18 protein-coding genes and 1 pseudogene are annotated in these 19,863 nt (G+C 70.6%); 13 read left to right on the top strand and 6 right to left on the bottom strand.

The genetic code is table 11. The features are described 5' to 3' along the window. Positions 1-74: 74 nt before the first annotated feature. A protein-coding gene (locus FKO37_RS37530) for an IS3 family transposase (RefSeq protein ID WP_374204288.1) occupies positions 75-1,240 on the bottom strand; the annotation gives its coding sequence in 2 pieces (ribosomal slippage) (positions 75-971 and positions 974-1,240; 1,164 coding nt in all). Positions 1,241-1,401: 161 nt separating this feature from the next. On the opposite strand from FKO37_RS37530, the gene FKO37_RS37520 reads away from it, so the two are divergent. Genes FKO37_RS37520 through FKO37_RS37505 form a run of 4 tightly spaced genes read left to right on the top strand, consistent with a single transcriptional unit; the run spans position 1,402 to position 6,724 of the window. After that, positions 1,402-4,137 (top strand): DEAD/DEAH box helicase, encoded by a 2,736-nt coding sequence (locus tag FKO37_RS37520; protein ID WP_238607564.1) that lies wholly within the window; start codon positions 1,402-1,404, stop codon positions 4,135-4,137. Beyond that, entirely contained in the window at positions 4,137-5,291 is a 1,155-nt protein-coding gene (locus FKO37_RS37515; protein WP_238607563.1) for an SWIM zinc finger family protein, read from the top strand. Before FKO37_RS37520 ends, FKO37_RS37515 begins: the two co-directional genes overlap by 1 nt. A 58-nt stretch (positions 5,292-5,349) precedes the next feature. Continuing rightward, entirely contained in the window at positions 5,350-6,171 is an 822-nt protein-coding gene (locus tag FKO37_RS37510; RefSeq protein ID WP_238607562.1) for an SDR family NAD(P)-dependent oxidoreductase, read from the top strand. A 1-nt stretch (position 6,172) separates the two neighbouring features. Continuing rightward, positions 6,173-6,724 (top strand): TetR/AcrR family transcriptional regulator, encoded by a 552-nt coding sequence (locus tag FKO37_RS37505; RefSeq protein WP_134668216.1) that lies wholly within the window; start codon positions 6,173-6,175, stop codon positions 6,722-6,724. A 175-nt stretch (positions 6,725-6,899) separates the two neighbouring features. Here FKO37_RS37505 and FKO37_RS37500 read toward each other — a convergent pair whose 3' ends face one another. Then, positions 6,900-7,610, bottom strand: a complete 711-nt coding sequence (locus tag FKO37_RS37500; protein ID WP_134668215.1) for a metalloregulator ArsR/SmtB family transcription factor — start codon at positions 7,608-7,610, stop codon at positions 6,900-6,902. A 142-nt stretch (positions 7,611-7,752) separates the two neighbouring features. On the opposite strand from FKO37_RS37500, the gene folE reads away from it, so the two are divergent. Then, entirely contained in the window at positions 7,753-8,355 is a 603-nt protein-coding gene (folE, locus tag FKO37_RS37495) for a GTP cyclohydrolase I FolE (RefSeq protein ID WP_037809932.1), read from the top strand. On the opposite strand, the pseudogene FKO37_RS47820 reads toward folE, so the two are convergent. Together FKO37_RS47820 and FKO37_RS37490 are read right to left on the bottom strand one after the other, a co-directional pair. Then, positions 8,319-8,468 (bottom strand): annotated as a pseudogene (locus FKO37_RS47820) (alpha/beta hydrolase); the annotation flags it as partial. The gene folE and the pseudogene FKO37_RS47820 overlap by 37 nt on opposite strands. 101 nt (positions 8,469-8,569) lie before the next feature. After that, complete coding sequence (locus tag FKO37_RS37490; protein WP_037809933.1) at positions 8,570-9,808, bottom strand: alpha/beta hydrolase; 1,239 nt, start codon at positions 9,806-9,808, stop codon at positions 8,570-8,572. A 59-nt stretch (positions 9,809-9,867) separates the two neighbouring features. On the opposite strand from FKO37_RS37490, the gene FKO37_RS37485 reads away from it, so the two are divergent. Together FKO37_RS37485 and FKO37_RS37480 are read left to right on the top strand one after the other, a co-directional pair. Beyond that, positions 9,868-11,262 carry a wax ester/triacylglycerol synthase family O-acyltransferase gene (locus FKO37_RS37485; protein ID WP_037809934.1) on the top strand — a complete coding sequence of 465 codons (1,395 nt, stop codon included), beginning with the start codon at positions 9,868-9,870 and terminating at the stop codon, positions 11,260-11,262. Positions 11,263-11,500: 238 nt separating this feature from the next. Further along, a complete protein-coding gene (locus FKO37_RS37480; RefSeq protein ID WP_238607561.1) occupies positions 11,501-12,871 on the top strand; it encodes an FAD-binding oxidoreductase in 1,371 nt (456 codons plus the stop codon). Here the strand turns inward: FKO37_RS37480 and FKO37_RS37475 are convergent. Beyond that, positions 12,868-13,809 (bottom strand): alpha/beta fold hydrolase, encoded by a 942-nt coding sequence (locus FKO37_RS37475; protein ID WP_051171806.1) that lies wholly within the window; start codon positions 13,807-13,809, stop codon positions 12,868-12,870. The two genes, FKO37_RS37480 and FKO37_RS37475, sit on opposite strands and share 4 nt — an antisense overlap. 126 nt (positions 13,810-13,935) lie before the next feature. Between FKO37_RS37475 and FKO37_RS37470 the strand changes: the two genes are divergently transcribed. The 6 genes from FKO37_RS37470 to FKO37_RS37445 all read left to right on the top strand — a co-directional run bounded on the left by FKO37_RS37470 (position 13,936) and on the right by FKO37_RS37445 (position 19,338). Next, positions 13,936-15,003, top strand: coding sequence for an acyl-CoA dehydrogenase family protein (locus tag FKO37_RS37470; protein ID WP_238607560.1), 1,068 nt, complete (start codon positions 13,936-13,938; stop codon positions 15,001-15,003). 2 nt (positions 15,004-15,005) lie between these two features. Then, positions 15,006-16,178, top strand: coding sequence for an acyl-CoA dehydrogenase family protein (locus tag FKO37_RS37465; RefSeq protein ID WP_134668234.1), 1,173 nt, complete (start codon positions 15,006-15,008; stop codon positions 16,176-16,178). Further along, positions 16,175-17,083 carry a bifunctional MaoC family dehydratase N-terminal/OB-fold nucleic acid binding domain-containing protein gene (locus FKO37_RS37460; protein WP_238607559.1) on the top strand — a complete coding sequence of 303 codons (909 nt, stop codon included), beginning with the start codon at positions 16,175-16,177 and terminating at the stop codon, positions 17,081-17,083. The genes FKO37_RS37465 and FKO37_RS37460 overlap by 4 nt, the downstream gene beginning before the upstream one ends. Then, positions 17,080-17,478: a MaoC family dehydratase gene (locus FKO37_RS37455; protein ID WP_037809943.1), complete on the top strand. Its 399-nt coding sequence runs from the start codon at positions 17,080-17,082 to the stop codon at positions 17,476-17,478. Before FKO37_RS37460 ends, FKO37_RS37455 begins: the two co-directional genes overlap by 4 nt. Next, entirely contained in the window at positions 17,475-18,644 is a 1,170-nt protein-coding gene (locus tag FKO37_RS37450) for a lipid-transfer protein (RefSeq protein ID WP_238607558.1), read from the top strand. Before FKO37_RS37455 ends, FKO37_RS37450 begins: the two co-directional genes overlap by 4 nt. A 136-nt stretch (positions 18,645-18,780) precedes the next feature. Then, positions 18,781-19,338, top strand: a complete 558-nt coding sequence (locus FKO37_RS37445; protein ID WP_162473044.1) for a DUF5134 domain-containing protein — start codon at positions 18,781-18,783, stop codon at positions 19,336-19,338. A gap of 39 nt (positions 19,339-19,377) precedes the next feature. Here FKO37_RS37445 and FKO37_RS37440 read toward each other — a convergent pair whose 3' ends face one another. Beyond that, positions 19,378-19,845, bottom strand: a complete 468-nt coding sequence (locus FKO37_RS37440; RefSeq protein ID WP_238607557.1) for a riboflavin kinase — start codon at positions 19,843-19,845, stop codon at positions 19,378-19,380. Between the last annotated feature and the right edge of the window lie 18 nt (positions 19,846-19,863).

Below are 19,863 nucleotides of genomic sequence, written 5' to 3'. Positions count from 1 at the left end.
GCATCTTTCCCGCCTTGACAAGCACCCCCGCGCCGTAGTCACTGAGGTTTCCCCCGGCGGTCGGACACCGGGTTTCATGCCGCGTGGGCGTGGTGGTGACGATAGTTCAGGCGGGTTTCGTGTGGTGTGCGGTAGCCGAGGGTGGAGTGCAGCCGGTCGTGGTTGTAGTAGGCGAGGTAGGCGAAGACGGCTTCGCGTGCGTGGTGGCGGGTGGTCCAGGAGCGGGTGCCGATTTCGGTTTTGAGGGTGGCGAAGAAGGACTCGGCGGCGGCGTTGTCGTAGCAGGACCCGGTCCGGCCCATCGACGGGCGGATGCCGTGTGCGGCGAGGGTGGCGCGGAATTCCGCTGAGGCGTATTGGGTGCCGCGGTCGGAGTGGAACACCGCGCCCGCGTTGACCAGGCCGCGGTCCGCGGCGAGGGTGATCGCGTCGCAGACCAGGCCGGCGCGCATGTGCGGGGCGAGGGCGTGGCCGACGATTTCGCGGGTGTGCAGGTCGAGCACGGTCGCGAGATAAAGCCAGCCTTCCTGCGTGGGCAGGTAGGTGATGTCCCCGACCAGCCGCTGTCCCGGCGCGTCGGCGGTGAAGTCGCGGCCGATCAGATCCGGCGCGGCCGCGGCGGTGTCGGGGCGGGTCAGCGACTGCCGCCGGCGACGGGTGAATCCGGCGATCCCGCGTTCGCGCATCACCCGCTCGACGCGCTTGTGGTTGACCGCTTCGCCGCGGCGGCGCAGTTCCGCGGTGATTCTCGGACTGCCGTAAGCACCCTGGTGAGCAGCGTGGATCTCGATGATCTCCCCGGCCAGCCGGTCCTCGCCGGCGGCCCGCTGTTCGCGGGCCGGGCCGGCGGCGAGCCACTCGTAGAAACCGGGACGGCGCACATCGAGGACACGGCACAGCCGGGCGACGCCGTAGGCGCCGCGGTGTTCGGAGATGAACCGGTAGCTGCGGGTCAACGATCCATCTCCTGCGCGAAATAGGCGGCCGCTTTCCGCAGGATCTCCTTCTCTTTCTCCAGCTCCGCCACCCGCTTGCGCAGCTGCCGCAGTTCCCGCTCCGCGGCGTCGCCGCCGGTCGCGGCCGCCTGGTCGGCGCGGTCGGCGGCCCGCACCCACGTCCGCAGGGTCTCGTGATTCACCCCCAGCTCACGAGCCACCTGCGCCAACGGACGAGACGCCGACCGCGCCAACGCGACCGCGTCCCGCCGGAACTCCTCCGGATACCTCGACGAACCAGACACAACAACATCCTTCCCCAGGCCAAAGCCAAGGATCAGAGTGTCCGGCACACCGGGGGAACCTCACACAATCAAGCTTCGGGGTGCCCCACCGCACTCCCCAAAAGCGATGTCGCCGCCAGGCGACGAGCAAAACTGTCAGACCCACGAGCTACCGTGCCCCCGTGGAGTTCGACCAGACCACCCAAGCCACCTACCTCCCCTCGGATCCCCCGCGAGAGGGAGTCCTGGCGCTGTGGGGCGACGAGATCGAGGGAGACACTCCGATCCAGCTAGTCCTGCCCGGCGGCGGAAAATTCTCCCGCACCGAGGTCATGGCGAGACTCGTCCCACTGGAGAAAGCGATCCCCCGCCTCCTCGTAGTACCGGACGAAACCAGCCCCGCGCTGTCAGCCTGGTCAGCAGTAGTAAACGCCGGCGTGAACCTGGTAGCGCGCGGCCGCCTGCGTCCAGCGTCGACCCCGAGCGGCCTGGGCACCTGGCGAGTAGGCCCCCTCGACGCATCCGACGAAGAACTCCTCCGCGGACTAGCCGCCGCATTGCCGCCCGAAGCACACGCCCTCCCCCTATCCGGCGTGAAAAAAATCCGCCTGCACTCACCGGAATCCCTGGTCCGCGCAGTATGGGACGCGGCAGCGGACGTCCTCGTGCGGAGCCCGGCCGCAGCGATCGGCTCCGGCGGCGCAGCATTCGCGGAATCACAGCCCACCCTGCTTGACCCAGACGGCGCGGCCTGGCTCACCGAGCTGGAAGCCCGCAGCCCAGACGGCGCACAACTATTGCTGCGGATCGAAGCGACCGACGAGGAATTCTCCGGAGTCCTCGCCGTCCGCTCGACCCTGGAACCGAGCCTGGTCGTCGAAGCGGCCACCCTCTGGGACGCACCGGAAGCGGTCCTGCACCGGCTGGGCGACCAGGTCGAAACGCAGCTCCTGCTGGGCCTGAGGCGAGGTGCCCGAGCCTGGCCGCCGCTGGGCCGGATCCTGTCCGAACCCGCGCCCACCACGCTCCCGCTCACCGACGACGAGGTAGTCGACCTGCTCGGCACCGGCGCACGCGACCTGGGCGGCGCGGGCATCGAAGTCCTGTGGCCCAAGGATCTTTTCGCCGGAGAAGTACGGGCGAAGGCGAGCGTCACGCAGGCTCCGGCGAGCGAATCCGGTCCGGCGTTCCCGCTCAACGGCCTGCTGGAGTTCCGCTGGCGGCTCAGCCTCGGCGGCAGCGAACTCACCGACGAGGAGGTCGCGGCGCTCGCCGAAGCCAAACGTCCGCTGGTCCGGTTGCGCGGGCAGTGGGTGAAGCTCGATCCCGCCTTGCTGGCGCGGATGCGGGCCCGGCGCTCGCGGCTCACCGGTGCGGAAGCGCTGGCCGCGGCGCTCACCGGTGAGCTGGAGGTCGACGGCGAACGCGTCGAGTTCGCCCCGCAGCCAGCACTGTCCGGGCTCGCCGAACGGTTGCGGGAGAGGGAACCCGCGCCGGTCGAGGAACCGGCTGGGCTCACCGCCACTCTGCGGCCGTATCAACGGGCTGGGCTCGGCTGGCTCATCGCGATGACCGAACTCGGCCTGGGCGCTTGCCTCGCCGACGATATGGGGCTGGGCAAGACAATCCAGCTCATCGCCCTGCACCTGCACCGCCGCGCGCAGGCCGCGGGTCCCACGCTCGTGCTGTGCCCGACGTCGTTGCTGGGCAACTGGGAACGCGAGTTCGGCAAGTTCGCGCCGGACGTGCCGGTGCGCCGATTCCACGGCGGCGGACGGCATCTCGACGACCTGGCCCCGGATGAGGTCGTGCTCGCCACCTACGGGGTGCTGCGCCGCGACCGGGAGCTGCTGTCCGAAGTGGACTGGGGCATGGTCGCCGCGGACGAGGCGCAACACGTCAAGAACCCGTTGTCCGCCACGGCGAAAGAACTGCGGCAGGTACCGGCGGCGGCTCGCGTCGCGCTCACCGGCACGCCGGTGGAGAACCGGCTCACCGAACTGTGGTCGCTGCTCGACTGGACCACGCCGGGGCTGCTCGGTCCGCTGGAGAAGTTCCGGCGCACCGTGGCGCGGCCGATCGAGCGGGACCGGGACGAGACGGTCACCGGAAGGCTCGCCGCGACGGTCCGCCCGTTTCTGTTGCGCCGCCGCAAAACCGACCCGGACATCGCGCCGGAACTGCCGCGGAAAACCGAGACCGACCGGTACGTCCCGCTCACCGCCGAGCAGACCACGCTGTACGAGGCGGTGGTGCGGGAGAACCTCGCGCAGATCCGGGAAGCACAAGGGGTCCAGCGGCGCGGCCAGGTGCTGAAGCTGCTCACCGAACTCAAGCAGATCTGCAACCACCCGGCGCACTACCTCAAGGAAAGCACCGGCGCGCTGAGCGGACGTTCGGGCAAGCTCGCCGCGTTCGAGGAACTGCTGGACGTCATCCTCGACGAGGGCGAGAGCGTGCTGGTGTTCAGCCAGTACGTGCGGCTGTGCCGGTTGCTGGAGCGGCGGCTCGCCGAACGCGGGCTGCCGACCGCGCTGCTGTCCGGCGAGGTCGGGCCGAAGCAGCGGGACGAGATGGTGGCCGCGTTCCAGTCCGGCGAGGTGCCGGTGTTCCTGTTGTCGCTCAAGGCGGGCGGCGTCGGGCTCAACCTCACCCAGGCCACGCACGTGATCCACTACGACCGCTGGTGGAATCCGGCGGTGGAGGACCAGGCCACCGACCGCGCGTACCGGATCGGGCAGGACCGGCCGGTGCAGGTGCACCGGCTGATCGCCGAGGGCACGCTGGAGGAACGCGTCGCCGCGGTGCTGGAAACCAAGCGCGGGCTGGCCGACGCGGTCGTCGGGGCGGGGGAGGACTGGATCACCGAACTGTCCGACGACCAGCTCGCCGACCTGGTCCGGCTCGGGAGCGGCTGATGCCGCCGCGGCGGACGTTCGGCCACCGGTGGTGGGGGCGGGCGTGGGTGGAGGCGCTGGAGCAGCGCGCCAAACTGGATCCGAACCGGCTGCCGCGCGGGCGGACGTACGCGCGCAAGGGCGTCGTGGACCAGTTGGCGATCAGCGCGGGCGAGATCACCGCGTGGGTGCGGGGAAGCCGTCCGGATCCGTACCGCGTCGCGATCCGGATGCGCGAGTTCAGCGCGTCGGAATGGGACAAGCTGCTCGACGTCGCCGGTCGCCGCCTCGGGCACGCCGCCGCGTTGCTCGACGGCGAATTGCCCGAGGAACTGGCCGTCCAGTCGCGCGAGGCCGGAGCCGACCTGCTGCCCGGACCAGGCGATCTGCGGCCGCGCTGTTCCTGTCCGGACAGCGCGAATCCGTGCAAACACGTGGCGGCGGTGTACTACCTGGTCGCCGACGAGGTGGACGCCGATCCGTTCGTGCTGTTCACCCTGCGCGGCCGGGGCCGGGACGAGGTTTTGGCTCAACTGCGCGAATTGCGGACCCCCAGCGCCGCTCGCCCGGCTCGCGCGCCGGAGGTCGGGCTGACGCCGAAAAAGGCGTACGCACGGCGGATCGCGCCGCTGCCGCCCCTGCCCGCGATCCCCGGCGAACCCGGTCCGCCCGCCGTGCTCGACCTCGACCCGCCCGCGCGCTCCGGCCTGACGTCCGCCGGCCTCGCCGCTCTGGCCGCCGACGCCGCGTCGCTCGCGCTAGACCTGCTGCATGCCCGGGATGCCTTGGCGGACTTGACTTTCGCCGAGGACCTGGCGCGCCGGGCCGCCCGGCCGGGCGCGGACGTCTTCGGGCTGGCCGCTGCCGCCGAGGTCGCGCCGTCGGAGCTGATCGTGTCGGCGCAGGCATGGCGAGAAGCGGGCCGCAGCGGGCTCGCGGCGCTGCGGGACGTGTGGAGTCCCGGCCCCGGACCGTTGGCGGCGGCTCGGGCGGAACTCGCGGAGTTGGCGGGGGAGGTGAAGGTGTGGCGCAACCGGGTGACGGCCGGGCCAGTGCAGCTGCGATACGGACGGGACAGCCGGTGGTACCGATTCGTGCGCGTCGCGGGGCAGTGGTGGCCGGACGGACCTCCGGCCGAGCAGCCAGTCGATCTCGCCTATCCCGCGGAGGGCTGAGTCGCTTACGGAGAGTGAAACGAGACGGTACGTCTCGTTTCGTGCTAGCGTCGGCGGCATGACGAGAACATGGGTGATCACCGGAGCGAGCCGCGGCCTGGGGCAGGCGCTGGCTTTGGCCGCGGCGGAGGCGGGCGACCGAGTGCTGGCGACCGTCCGCACGCCGGGCAGCGCGCCGGAACACCGGAACGTCGTGGAGCACGTGCTCGACGTACGGGACCGGGCCGCCGCGCGGGAAACCGTGCAGCGGGCCGTGGCCGAGTTCGGCCGGCTGGACGTCGTGGTGAACAACGCCGGGTACGGACTGGTCGGCATGGCTGAGGAGGTAAGCGAGGCGGAAGCGCGGGACATTCTGGAGACGAACCTGCTGGGCGCGTTGTGGCTGACCCAAGCCGCGCTGCCGGTGTTGCGCGAGCAGAAATCGGGGCACGTCGTGCAGATCTCTTCGGTCGGCGGTGCCGGTTCGGTGCCGGGATTCGGGCTGTACAACGCGAGCAAATGGGGCCTGGAGGGGATGAGCGAGGCGATCGCGCAGGAGGTCGCGGAGTTCGGCGTGCGCGTGAGCATTGTCGAACCGGGCGGGATGGACACCGAATGGGCGACCGGCAGCATGCGGTTCACCGCCCCGAACCCGGCGTACGACGGGTTGCGCGAGCGGATGTTCGGCACGACGACCGTCCCGTGGGCGACCGCCGGCACCGGCGGCGGCACTCCGCCCGCCGAGATCGCCGCGGAGATCCTGCAGCACGTCAACGACCCCGCCGACCAGCGTCTGCGCGTCCTGACCGGTGCCGATGCCCCCGGAATGGTCGCGGCAGCACTGTCCGGACGGCTGACGGATTACCGTCAGGACAAGCGTTTCTCCGACGCGGAGATCTGAGATGGCACGCGCCAGCACCCGAGCCCGAGTGCACGCCGCGGTGCTCTCCCTCGCCGCCGAATCCGGTTTCGGCGGCCTGACCATGGAGGGCATCGCGGCCCGCGCCGGTGCCGGGAAGCAAACGCTGTACCGCACATGGTCCTCGCCCGCCGCGGTGCTGCTTGACGCGCTGCTGGAGCAAAGCCTCGACGCTTCCGGCGAAGTCGCCATCCCGAACACCGGCGATCTTCGAGCGGATCTGGAAACCCTGGTCCGCGGCATGATCGCCGAACTGACTGATCCGGCGACCGACCGCCTGCTCCGCGCGGTGACCGCCGAACTGCAAACCGATCCGGCCATCGGCGCCGAAGTCCTGGACCGCCTGCTGGGCCCGCAACTGCGCGCGATCGCCGACCGCCTGGCCCGCGCCGAAGTCGCATGCCCGGAAGACGGCGCGGAACTGCTGCTGGGCCCGGTTTTCCACCGCTGGCTCCTGCGCACCCGGCCGTTCACGGAGGACTGGCCCGCCGCCCACGTGGAAAGGGTGCTGCGCGCGGTGTCGCCGGGCGGCTAGTTTCGCGTCGGGCACTGTGTACTGCTGAGTGCTGACCGCGCGGTGCCACGGAACAAGGCTGATTCTCCGCAGCAGAACCAGCCCAGAGACGATTCGCGCGCCGCTTGGCGACCTCCCTGGCGCCCCTGCGCGGCGATTCAGCCGGGAGCTCGATCCGAACCGCGCGCAGGCCAGGTCAGCTACCGGCTGACTCGGTCCCCCGAAGTTCCACGCAACACCCGCCGTCGCGAGGCGCGACCCGGGCCGTCGTCACCCCCGGTACTTGGAGTCCTTCCACGACTCCGCTCAAGAATCGGTCCGTCATCCCGCACACCAGGTCCGGCGCGCGGCCGGCCAGCGGCTGGAACGGGCAGTTGCGCAGGCGCAGGCACACCGGCGTCTCGCGGTTCGGCTCGAAACCATGCCGGGCCAAAACCGTGCTCGTCAGGGTCAGCCCGCGTTCCGTGCCCAGCCGGCCCGGGCGGGAGCGTTCGCGTTCGGCGGCTCCGGCGGCGGCGCCGTGCCGTCCGGCTTCGCGCAGGGCGGCGTCCCTGGCCGGTTCGCCGGGGGCCGCCGACGCGACCGCGTCCACCAGGATCGCGGCCAGGACGTCCGGCTGCCGGGGCGGGATGGAGATCGCGAAGTCGGTCGCGGCGGGTTCGTAGACCTTCGGGGCGCGGCCCACCTTGCGGACGCCGCCGACGGTCTCGTAGCGGGCGCGCAGGAGGCCGGCCGTCACGAGTTTGTCCAGGTGGAACGCGGCCAGCTTGCGCGAGATGCCGACCGCCGCGGCCGCCTCCTCGCGCGTCACCGGGCGGCCGGCGTCGCGGATGAAGGCGTACATCCCCCGGCGCAGGTCCTCGTCCAGCGCCGCTACCGCGCGGATGGTCGCCAGGTCACTCGTCACACACCCACGATAACGCCCAGCGAGGTTCCCGGAACCCTCCACCTGGCTTGTTCACCTGGTCACATTGACTCCGCCGGGCAATAAGACAAAGATTTATCGGCGAAACCCTGTCCTGTCGCCGCCTGAAGCCCGAGGATCGCCCATGCAGTCGTCCGGAACCGCCCTCCGCGTCGTCCACGAGCCCGTCCCCGGCTTCGACCTGGCCGCGGCCGAAAACGCGGCGGGGGACTTCCTGCGCGCGCTCGGCATCAGCCTCGACTCGGAGAGCCTGCGCGGCACCCCCGGCCGGATGGCCCGCGCGTACGCCGAGCTGTTCACGCCGCGCGCGTTCGACCTCACGACGTTCCCCAACGACGAGGGCTACGACGAACTGGTGCTGGCCCGCGACATCCCGGTCCGGTCGGTCTGCGAACACCACCTGCTGCCGTTCATCGGGGTCGCGCACGTCGGGTACCTGCCGGGCGAGCGGATCCTCGGACTGTCGAAGCTGGCGCGGGTCGTCGAGCATTTCGCGTGCCGCCCGCAGGTGCAGGAACGGCTGACGAAGCAGATCGCGGGCTGGCTCGGCGACCAGCTGTCCCCGAAGGGCGTCGGCGTGGTGATCGAGGCCGAACACACCTGCATGACCCTGCGCGGCGTGCAGGCGACCGGCTCGTCCACGGTGACGTCCACTCTGATGGGCACGCTGCGTGAGGACGCTCGCTCGCGTCAGGAGTTTTTCTCGTTGACCGGGGTCAACGCCTGAGCGTGGGCCCAGTCGAGGAAGTGTTCGACGCCGCGCACCACGTGGGCGCTGCGGATTGACGGGAACACGTCGAACGCGTGCTGTGCCCCGGCGAGTTCCGCGTACGCGACCGGAGGGGCGGGGTTTAGTGCGCAATCGGGCGGACGAATTCCCGCGTCTCGGCGACGGGCTTGTCCGCTTTGATGGGCACGCTGCGTGAGGATGCCCGGTCGCGTCAGGAGTTTTTCTCGTTGACCGGGGTCAACGCCTGAGCGTGGGCCCAGTCGAGGAAGTGTTCGACCCCGCGCACCACGTGGGCGCTGCGGATTGACGGGAACACGTCGAACGCGTGCTGCGCCCCGGCGAGTTCCGCGTACGCGACCGGATGGGCGGATTTCGCGCGCAGCCGGGCGACGAACTCCCGCGCCTCCGCGACCGGGACGAGTGAATCGTGCTTGCCGTGGATCACGAAGAACGGCGGTGCGTCCTCGGCGATCCGGTCCATCGGGGACGCGGCGAGGTAGTCGTCCAGGCGGTGCTCCGGCGCGAACACCCGGCGCGCCATCAGGCTCTCCAGGCGGTACCGGCTTTCCTCCTCGCCGGTCGACGCGGCGATGTCGTACACGCCGTAGTGCGGCACGCAGGCCTGCACGCTCGTGTCCGCCTCCTCGAACCCGGGCTGCAGCGCCGGGTCGTTCTGGGTCAACGCGAGCAGTGCGGCCAGGTGCCCGCCCGCCGAACCGCCGGTCACCGCGACGAAGCGCGGGTCGCCGCCGTACTCGGCGATGTGTTCGCGGATCCAGGCGAGCGCTTGCTTGGCCGCCACGATGTGCGCCGGCCAGCGCGAGGCGGGGGAGAGCGGGTAGTTGATCGCGACGCAGACCCAGCCGCGGCGGGCGAGGTGGCGCATCAGCGGCAGGCCCTGCTGTTCCTTGTTGCCGATGGTCCACGCGCCGCCGTGGATCTGCAGCAGCACCGGGGCGTCGCGGACGGTTTCGCGCGGACGATAGACGTCCAGCAGGAACCGTTTGCCGCCCGGGGCGTACGCGACGTTCCGGTCGCGCACGACGTCCGGCTCGTGCATCCGGAACGGCATCAGCAGGCGTCCCCACGGCGTCGAGAAGTCCGAAGGGTTCTCCAGGCTGTCCCGGTAGTCCTCGCCGAGCGCTTCGACGAGCGCGGCCTCGACCTCGAGGCGCGCTTTCAGCGAGGTCCCGATAAGCGACGCGAAACCGGCCGCGGACAGCCCGGCCAGCGCCAGCCCGATCCGGTCGCTCGGGCGGCGCACCCCGTGGCGCGCGACGTGCTGCACGGTGTCGGCCGCGGTGAGCGCGAGCAGGTGCGGCGCGAGTTCGCCGGTGAGCCAGCCGGCGAAGAACACCGGGATCGAGGTCGGTCGCGGTTTCGGCGGCCGCAGGGCGAGTGCGGCGAGACCGAGCTGCGCCGCCCGGCGGGTCACGAAGTCCGGTTTCACCTGCCCGATGCTACCTCCGCCGAGCGCCGTCGCCAGGGTTCTGCCTTACGCTGGAAGACATGCAGCGACTGAGCGGGCTGGACGCGAGCTTCCTCTACCTGGAGACGCCCTCGCAGGTCCTGCACGTCTGCGGCCTGCTCACCCTCGACGGTTCGACCATGCCCGGCGGCTACGCGTTCCCCGAGTTCAAGCGCCGCCTCGCCGAACGCGTCGCGGTGATCCCGGCGTTCCGCCGCAAACTCCACAATCCGCTCTGGAACCTGAACCATCCGGTGTGGGTCGAGGACGAGGATTTCGACCTCGACAACCACGTGCACCGCATCGGCCTGCCCGCGCCGGGCGACGACCGCGAGCTCGCCGAGATGTGCGCGCACATCGCCGGGCAGCGGCTCGACCGCGCGCATCCGCTGTGGCAGTGCTACGTGATCGAGGGCCTGTCGGACGGGCGGCTGGCGGTGCTGCTGAAAATGCACCACGCGAGCGTCGACGGCGTCGGCGGGGCCAGCCTGATCGGCTACCTCGCCGGTCTCGAACCCGACGCGCCGCTGCCGGAGCTGCCCGACGGCGAGCGCGAGAACGACGGTCTCCCCACCCGGTTGCGGCTGCTGCGCGAGAGCGCCGATTCGCTGCTGCACCGGCCGTTCGAGATCGCCCGGCTGCTGCCCGAGCTGCTGGGTCTGGTGCCGAAGTGGGCGATGAAAACTGTGCGCGGCAAGGGAATGCCGGTGCCTTTCACCGCGCCGCGGACCTCGCTGAACGGCACCATCACCGGCCACCGTTCGGTCGCGTTCGCGCAGCTGGACCTCGACGCGGTGAAGCAGGTGAAGGACGCTTTCGGCGTCACCGTGAACGACGTGGTGCTGGCGCTGGTTTCCGGTGCCCTGCGGCAATTCCTGCTCGGCCGCGGCGAACTGCCGGGCGACCCGCTGGTGGCGACGGTTCCGGTGTCGGTGCACGAACGCACGGAACGCGATCGCGGCAGCAACCGGGTTTCGGCCTTTTTCGCTTCGCTGCCCACGCATTTGCCCGACCCGGCGGCGCGGGTGTTCTTCCTGGCCGAGGCGAACCGGCGGGCGAAGGACCACCATTACGACATCGACGCCGACATGCTCGCCGACTGGGCCCAATTCTCCCCGGCGACGGTCTTCGGGCTCGGCGTGCGCGCGTATTCGGCGCTGCGGCTGGCCGAACGGCACCCGGTGGTGCACAACCTGATCATCTCGAATGTGCCCGGACCGCCGATGCCGCTGTATTTGCTGGGCGCGCGGATCACCGGCCTGTATCCGCTGGGGCCGGTGTTCCACGGGGCGGGGCTCAACATCACGGTGCTGTCGAACGACGGCAAGGTCGGCGTCGGGTTGTTGGGGGCCAAGGAATTGGTGAAGGACCTGTGGCCGCTGGCGGACGCGTTGCCGGAGGCGATGGACGAGCTGAGCAAGGCCGCGCCGGTCTGATCGAGGACGCGCGGAATGCCGACGCTGTCCGCCGTCGCTCGAAGTCCACTGTGGACACCTGGGACCGCAGTTCCGCGGGTAGGCGATGAGTGCACAGTGCACTGCGCCCAGCGGAAGCCGGTGCGCAGTGTCGTTTTCACCGCGGCCGTGGCTGTCGACAATGAGGCACGAGGCAACCGCCCACGCCTTGGCTCGGAGCACGAAGCGGCACGGACCCCCAGAAGGAAATCGGGACAGCATGAAGACCGACGGCACGAAATACAGCAACTTCAGCGGCTGGATCGACCGGCCGGACGACGTGCGGCCCGCGCTGGACGGTGATCTCACCTGCGATATCGCGGTCATCGGCGGCGGCATGGGCGGCATGGCGGCCGCGCTGCGCCTCGCGGAGCGCGACCAGGACGTGGTCCTGCTGGAGGCCGAGTTCTGCGGCTACGGCTCGGCCTCGCGCAACGGCGGTCAGATCGCCGGTGCTCCGGGCGGCGACCTGCGGATGCTCAGCGTCCAGTCCCCGAAGAAGATGCCGGTCATGGTCAAGCTGGCCGAGCACGCGGGCCACTACGTGGAAGACCTCATCAAGACGCACGCCATCGACTGCGACTACGTGCCGAACGGCCTGGTGTGGGGTGCGGTCTCGCCCCTCATGATGCTCCGGGTGCGCACTCAGGCGGCGGTCCTGCGCGCCTTCGGCGGGCAGGGGACCGTCGGCAGCCGGGAGGAACTCGGCCTCCCCGCCGGCTTCGTGGGCGGGATGCGGGAATCCATCGGCGGGATGCTGAACCCGGGCAAGCTCGCCCGCGGGGTGCGCCGCGCGCTGCTCGCTTCCTCGGCCAGGGTCTTCGAGCAGTCGCGGGTGAGCGACGTCCGGCGGACCGGCCGCGTCGTCGAGATCACGACACCGCACGGCACCGTGCGGGCCAACAAGGTGGTGCTCGCGACCAGCGTCTACGGCGGCGAGTGGGACATCACGCCCAAGAACCTCGCGACCCCGCTGTACGTCATCGAGACCGAGTCGGAACCCATCGCGCCGGAGCGGCTCGCCGAGCTGGACTGGACCAGCCGGTCCGGCATCATCACCCAGCACCAGCTCATGACCCACTACCGGCTCACCGAGCGCAACACCATTGTCTGCGGGGTGCGCCAAGCGCAGCGCGGCCAGACCTACCCGCTCCCCGACCGGGTCCCGGACCCTCGCGTCGTGCAGGACATGGGGAAGGACCTGGCCCGCCGGTTCCCGTCCCTGTCCGACGTGGCCATCGAGCGGGCCTGGGGCGGGTGGATCGGCATCAGCCCGGACTGGCTGGCGGTCGCCGGGCAGGTGGGTGACAACGTCTTCTACTCGATGGCCTGCAACGGCCACGGCCTCTGCCAGGTGCCGTACGTGGCCCGTCAGATCGCCGACTACATCGTCGACGGCGAGATGTCGGAAGACCTCGCCGGCATCTGGTCGGACGCCGCGAAGTACCCGCCGTCGATGGCGCTGCTGATGCAGCCGTTCGTCCTCCGGGCCATCTGGGGACTCGACCGGCTCAACGACTTCTTCAACGGCAGCAAGACACTGGCCCGGCGGACGCGGGCGCGCCGTCGTGGCAGGCGCGGGAACTCCTAGGCCGAGTCCGCGATCTCCGCCGCCCGCTCCTGTCCGCCGATCGCCGCCTGCACCGAGGTGCACGCCGCCATCAACGCCGCCACGAACTGGTCCGCCGCGAACACGCACGCGGTATGCCCCGCCGGGATCTCGTACGTCGCCGCCCCGGGAATCCTGCGCGCCAGGCTCCGCTGATGCGCGGGCGCGATGAACCCGTCCCGCGAGGTCACCACGACCGCCGTCGGCAGGGTCAGGGTGTGCAGCCACGGCGTCGAGTCGAAGCGGCCGATCTCGTCCAGCGCGACCGCGATCGCCCACGGGCTCGTCGAGCGGAATTCCTCCAGCGCCCACCGGTGGTCCTCCAGCCGGGCGAGGCGTTCGCGGCGGGGTTCGCCGGGGACGAGGCCGATGCGAGCCTGGTCGCGCAGCAAATGCAGGGTGCGGCCGAACAGGTCGAGCGCCACGCGTTGCCGGACGCCGCGGCGGAAGTTGCTCGCCGTCGAGCACAGGACGAGGCCGGTGACGCGGTCGGGATAGCGGTGGGCGGTCAGCTGGCCGACCATGCCGCCCATCGAGTAGCCCGCGACCATGAACTCGTCGATGCCCAGCGCGTCCGCGACCGCGACCACGTCGTCCGCGCAGTCCTCGAGGCTGAAGTCGTGCGAGCGGATGCCCTGGCCGTGCCAGCGCTGGTCGAACACCACCACCCGGTGGTTCGCCGACAGCCGTTTCAGCACGGGATACCAGGTGAGCAGCCCGGTGCAGGCGACCGAGTGCAGCAGGAGCACCGCGGGCGCGTGCCGGGGGCCGACGTCGACCACGACGGTTTGGCCGCGGCCGGGCAGGGACAGCGGCTTCGGGTCGGGCACGCCCGCGGTGGGCGGGATGGTCGCGAGTTTCCGCGTTGCTTGCCAGCCGACGTCGCCCAGCGCTGATTTGAGAACTTGTTCCGCACCCACGTCGGCGTGCCGCCCCTCTCCGCTTCGCGGTCGATCCACCGCTCGGGCCCCGGTCCCGGGGGTTGCCGAGCCAGCCCATTCCGGCTAAAAATAGAACGTGTTCCACCTAGGTGGAGGGAGACCGGAGTGGACTTCACCCCCGACGATACGCAGAGCGAGATCACCTCGCTCGCCGCGCAAGTGCTCGGGAAGGCCGACGAGCCCGCGGACCAGTGGCGAGCGCTGGCCGACGCGGGCCTGCTCGCGCTGCCCCTGCCCGCCGACCTCGGGGGTGACGGGCTCGGCGTCGACCACGTGGCCCCCGTGCTCACCGAGGTGGGCCGGGCCGCGGCGGCGGTGCCCGCGTACGCCGTGCTGGCGCTCGGGATCCTGCCGGTCGAGGCGCTCGGCACCCCGGCGCAGCGCGCTGAGTTCCTGCCGCCCGCGGCGGCGGGGGAGACCATTCTCACTGCTGCCTTGCACGAGCCGTCCGCACCGCTGACCTCCATCCCCGGGACCAGCGGTGCGGCGGCGGACGGCGCATGGGCGGTGACCGGCGTCAAAACGCATGTGCCGTACGCCGCGGAAGCAGAGCGGATTCTCACGCCGATCGCGTTGCCGGGAGGCACCGGCGTCGCGCTGGTGGATCCGCGCGCCGACGGGGTCGAAGTCCTGCCTGCGTACAACGCGACTGGCACGCCGGAGTACACCGTTCGGTTCGACGGCGCGCGGGTGAGCGAAGCGGATTTCTTGCGTGACCGCACGGCAGGGCATGCGTTGCAGACGCTGCACCGCTATGCGTTAGCGGGAGCGCTCGCGCTCGGCGACGGACTGCTTGCCGGAGCGCTGGCGTTAACTGCCCAGCACGTCGGCGAGCGCACGCAATTCGGCCGTCCGCTGGCGACTTTCCAAGCGGTGGCACAGCAAATCGCGGACGTCTACGTCGCGTCCCGCACCGTGCATCTGGCCGCGGTGTCGGCGGTGTGGCGGCTGGCGTCCGGATTGGACGCGGACACCGAGCTCGACATCGCGGCGTACTGGCTGGCCGAGGAAGCGCCGTCCGCGCTCGCGATCTGTCATCACTTGCACGGCGGCGTCGGCGTCGACCGCACTTATCCGCTGCATCGGTATTCGTCGGCGGTGAAGGACCTCGGCCGCGCGGTCGGGGGAGCGGCGCACCGGCTCGGCCGGCTGGGCGAACGAGTGGCGGGATGAGCATGCACATCGAACTGACGGCCGCGCAACAAGAACTGCGGGCGCAGCTGCGCGAGTACTTCGCGGGCCTGCTGACCGCCGACGAGCGCCGCGCGTTGCTGCGGGAGCGGCACGGGCAGGTGTACCGCGACGTCGTGCGCCGGATGGGCCGCGACGGGAAGCTCGGCGTCGGCTGGCCCAAGGAGTACGGCGGCGGCGGTTTCGGCGAGATCGAGCAGCACATCTTCGTCGACGAAGCCGCCCGCGCGGACGTCCAGTTGCCGTCGGTGACGTTGCAGACGGTCGGGCCGACGCTGCAGGCGTTCGGCACCGAGGAGCAGAAAGCCTTGTTCCTGCCGAAAATCCTGGCCGGGGAAGTGCATTTCGCCATCGGGTACACCGAACCGGAAGCCGGGACGGACCTCGCCTCGCTGCGCACGCGCGCGGTCCGCGACGGCGACGATTACGTGATCAACGGCCAGAAAATCTTCACCACCGGCGGCCACGACGCGGACTACGTCTGGCTCGCCGTGCGCACGGATCCGGACGCGCCGAAGCACAAGGGCATCTCGATCCTCATCGTGGACACCCGCGATCCCGGCTATTCGTGGACGCCGATCATCACCTGCGACGGCGCGCACCACGTCAACGCGACGTTCTACGAGGACGTCCGGGTGCCGGCGAACATGCTGGTGGGGGAGGAAAACCGCGGCTGGCGGCTGATCACGACGCAGCTCAACCACGAGCGCGTGATGCTCGGCCCAGCCGGGCGCATCGGCGGCCTGCACGACCGCGTGTGGGCGTGGGCGGCGGCGCGCCGGACCCCGGACGGCGCGGCGTTGCTCGACCTTCCGGACGTGCGCGCGGTGCTGGCCGAGACGTTCGCGGTCGCGCGGGTCAACGAACTGCTGAACTGGCAGGTCGCGGCGGCAGCGGCGCACGGGTCGGTCGAGATCGCCGACGCCTCGGCGACGAAAGTGTTCGCCTCCGAGCGAATCCAGCGGATCGGGAGGTTGCTGGAAGAGCTGGTCGGGCGGCACGGCGATCTCGCCGACCCGGACACCGCGGAACTCGCCGAATGGCTCGACGTGCTGGCGAAACGGAACCTGGTGCTGACGTTCGGCGGAGGCGTCAGCGAGATCCAGCGCGAACTGATCGCCTCCGCCGGACTGAAACTGCCGAGGGTGCCGCGATGACGATCGAGGAAGCCGCCGCGAAAATCGCCGCACAGGGCGAAAGCGCGCCGAGGTACGCGCGCGATCCGGTGAACCAGGCGATGGTGCACAACTGGGTCGAGGCGATCGGCGACGCCAACCCGGTCTACACCGACGCGGACTTCGCCGAAACGAGTGTCCACAAGGGACTCGTCGCGCCGCCGGCGATGGCGCAGGTGTGGACGATGCCGGGGCTGCACGGCGTGCGCGGGGACGACGACCCGCTCGGGTTGATCCTCAAGGTGCTCGACGACGCCGGGTACACGTCCATTGTGGCCACCAACTCCGAGCAGACCTACCACCGCTACCTGCGGCCCGGCGAGCACGTTTCGACCACGAACACGCTGGAGGACGTCTCCGGCCCGAAGCGCACCGGGCTCGGCGAGGGCTGGTTCGTGACCACCCGGACGAACTGGTATGTCGACGGGGAACTGGTGGCGGACATGGTGTTCCGCGTGCTGAAGTTCCGCCCGCGCGAACCGGAACCGCCGCCGTCGCCGGTGCTGCGGCCGGTGATCAGCCACGACACGAAGTTCTTCTGGGACGGTCTCCGTGAAGGCGAACTGCGCATCCAGCGGTGGGGCGAGGTCCTGCGGCATCCGCCCGGCCCGATGCCGCCGGACGGATCGCTCGACACGGTGCCGGACTACGTCGTCGCGAGCGGACGCGGAACCGTTTACAGCTTCGTCGTGCACCACCATCCGGCGGTGCCGGGCAAGCGGCTGCCGTTCGTGGTCGCGCTCGTCGAACTGGAGGAAGGCGTGCGAGTGATGGCCGAACTGCTGGACGCCGATCCGGACGAGGTCCACATCGGACTCCCGGTCGTCGCCGCGTTCGTGCGCGTCGACGACGAATTGACCCTGCCCGCGTGGAAGGTGGCGCGATGACTGCCGCGGTCGGGACCGAACTGCCGCCGATGGTGCTCGAGGCGACGCCGACATTCGTGATCAGCACCGCGCTGGCGACCCGGGATTTCCAGGACGTGCACCACGACCGCGACGCCGCGGTCGCACGCGGATCGAAGGACATTTTCCTCAACATCCTGACCGACACTGGCTTGGTGCAGCGATACGTGAGCGAGTGGGCCGGTCCGCAGGCGCTCATCCGCTCGATCAAGATCCGGCTCGGCGTGCCCTGCTACGCCGGGGACACGCTCACTTTCTCCGGCCGGGTCACCGCCCGCGACGGCAACGAGGTGGAACTCGAAGTGTCCGCTGTGGACAGTTTAGGTGCGCACGTGACCGGCACGGTTTCGCTGACGCTGCCGGAGGAGGATGCATGACGTTCACCGGGACCACCGCCATCGCCGGGATCGGCGCGACGGAATTCTCCAAGGATTCCGGACGCAGCGAGCTGCGGCTGGCCGCCGAATGCGTCAGCCACGCGCTGGCGGACGCCGGGCTGAAACCGTCCGATGTGGACGGCATGGTGTCGTTCACCATGGACGGCAACGCGGAAATCGCGCTCGCCCGCGAACTGGGCATCCCGGAGCTGACGTTTTTCAGCCGCGTGCATTACGGCGGCGGCGCGGCGGCGGCGACCGTGCAGCAGGCGGCGATGGCGGTCGCCAGCGGGATCGCCGACGTCGTGGTGGCGTACCGGGCCTTCAACGAGCGGTCCGGAATGCGGTTCGGACGCGTGTCGGCGGCCGCGGCCCAGCAGGTGAACACGTCCGGGGTGGACAACGCGTTCCACTATCCGATGGGCATCGCGACCCCGGCCGCGACGGTGGCCATGGTCGCGCAGCGGTATCTGCACGAATACGGGGCCACCAGCGAGGATTTCGGCAAGATCGCGGTCATCGACCGGGCGCACGCGGCCACCAACCCGAACGCCTGGTTCCACGGCAGGCCGATCACGCTGGAGGAGCACCAGGCGTCGCGCTGGGTCGCGGAACCGTTGCACCTGCTCGATTGCTGCCAGGAAAGCGACGGTGGCGTCGCGCTCGTGATCACCAGTCTCGAGCGTGCGCGTGACCTGCGGCAGGCACCGGTGGTGGTTTCGGCGGCGGCGCAGGGGAGCGGGCCGGACCAGTACGTGATGACCAGCTACTATCGCGACGATCTCGCCGCGCTGCCAGAGATGGGCGTGGTCGGACGGCAGCTGTGGGCGCAATCCGGGATCGGACCATCCGATGTGGACGTCGCGGTGCTGTACGACCACTTCACCCCGTACGTGCTGATGCAGCTTGAGGAGCTGGGTTTCTGCGGTCGCGGCGAGGCGAAGGACTTCATCGCGGGCGACACGCTGACCCTCGACGGGAAACTGCCGCTCAACCCGCACGGCGGCCAGCTCGGCGAGGCGTACATCCACGGCATGAACGGCATCGCGGAGGCGGTCCGGCAGCTGCGCGGAACGGCGGCCAACCAGGTCGCCGGTGCCGGTACGGCGGTGGTCACGGCGGGGACTGGCGTCCCGACGAGCGGGCTGGTGTTGACAACTCCCTGACCTGGGCTTGCCGGTGCGCGCATAACCCTTGTGGGTCAACGCGGATCACCTCATTGCTGGCTGGTGCCTCCTTCTCACGCGTGTCACGGTAGTGAGGACCGTGTGACGCAGCGTGTCCGAAGAGCGAGGTGCCGAGGTGACTGTGCCGCTGGCGTGGCTGTTCACCGTGCTGTTCGCGTTGCTGGCACTGCCGTGCGTGCTGCGGCTGGTGAGACTCGATTACGTCAGCCTCGGCCACCGGGTGCGCAACGGGGACCTCGCCGAACTGCTGCTGGTGGTGGCGATGGTCGCGATGCTGTCGCCGGTCGGCGGCCCGATCCCGGCCGCGGGCTGGCAGGCCGTGCTGGTGCTGACCGCGGGCTGGTTCGCCGTCTCCGCCTGGCGAGGCCGGGCCGAGGGGCATGGCTGCGCGCACCACGCATTGTCGGCGGCGGCGATGCTGTACATGGTCACGGCGATGCCGCACGGCGGGATGGTCCACGGGCCGTGGCTCACGATGTCCACAATGGACACGAGGCTGGCGTGGCCGGTGGTCGCGCTGGTGGCGGCGGCCTACTTCGCGCTCGACGCGGCGCGCTCGGGCGTGGTGGCGCTGCGGTCGCGCGGCACGGCGGCGCCAGGGCACGCGTCGCGCACGCTGTGCCGGGCGGCGATGGGCGCGGGCATGGGCGTCATGCTGCTCGCTGGCGTGTGACTCAGCCCGGCCCTGCGACGCACAGCCGGGCAGGCTGACTCAGCCGAGCCGCTGGACTTCCCCGTCCGGCGGGAGCTCGGCCAGCGTCGGCAGCGCCTCGGCCGGATGTGCGGCGACCCACTCGCGAGCCGCGGCGACGTCGCGCCCCAGCGCGTCGATCAGTTCCTGCGCGGAGCCGTAAGCCTCCTGGTCCCGCAGGTGCTTGCCGAGCCAGACGATGAGGCGTTCGCCGTACAGGTCGCCCTCGAAGTCGAGCAGGAAGGCCTCGACCAGGCGGTAGCCGTCGGCTCCGTAGTAGGTCGGGCGGCGGCCCACGGACACCGCGGCGGCCACGCGCGTGCCGTCCGCGCGTTCCGCCCAGCCGGCCCACACCCCGTCGCCGAGTTCGCCGCGCTGGTCGCGCAGCGCGATGTTCGCGGTGGGGAAGCCCAGCTCACGGCCGCGCTTGTCGCCCGGCTCGACTGGCCCGCGCACCACGAAGAAGGTGCCGTCTCGCTCGTCCGCCATGGGACAACCGTATAACGG

Origin of the sequence: Amycolatopsis sp. Poz14, from assembly GCF_006704225.1 — a bacterium.
Classification (GTDB): domain Bacteria; phylum Actinomycetota; class Actinomycetes; order Mycobacteriales; family Pseudonocardiaceae; genus Amycolatopsis; species Amycolatopsis nivea.
This window is presented reverse-complemented; position numbering and strand designations above follow the sequence as displayed.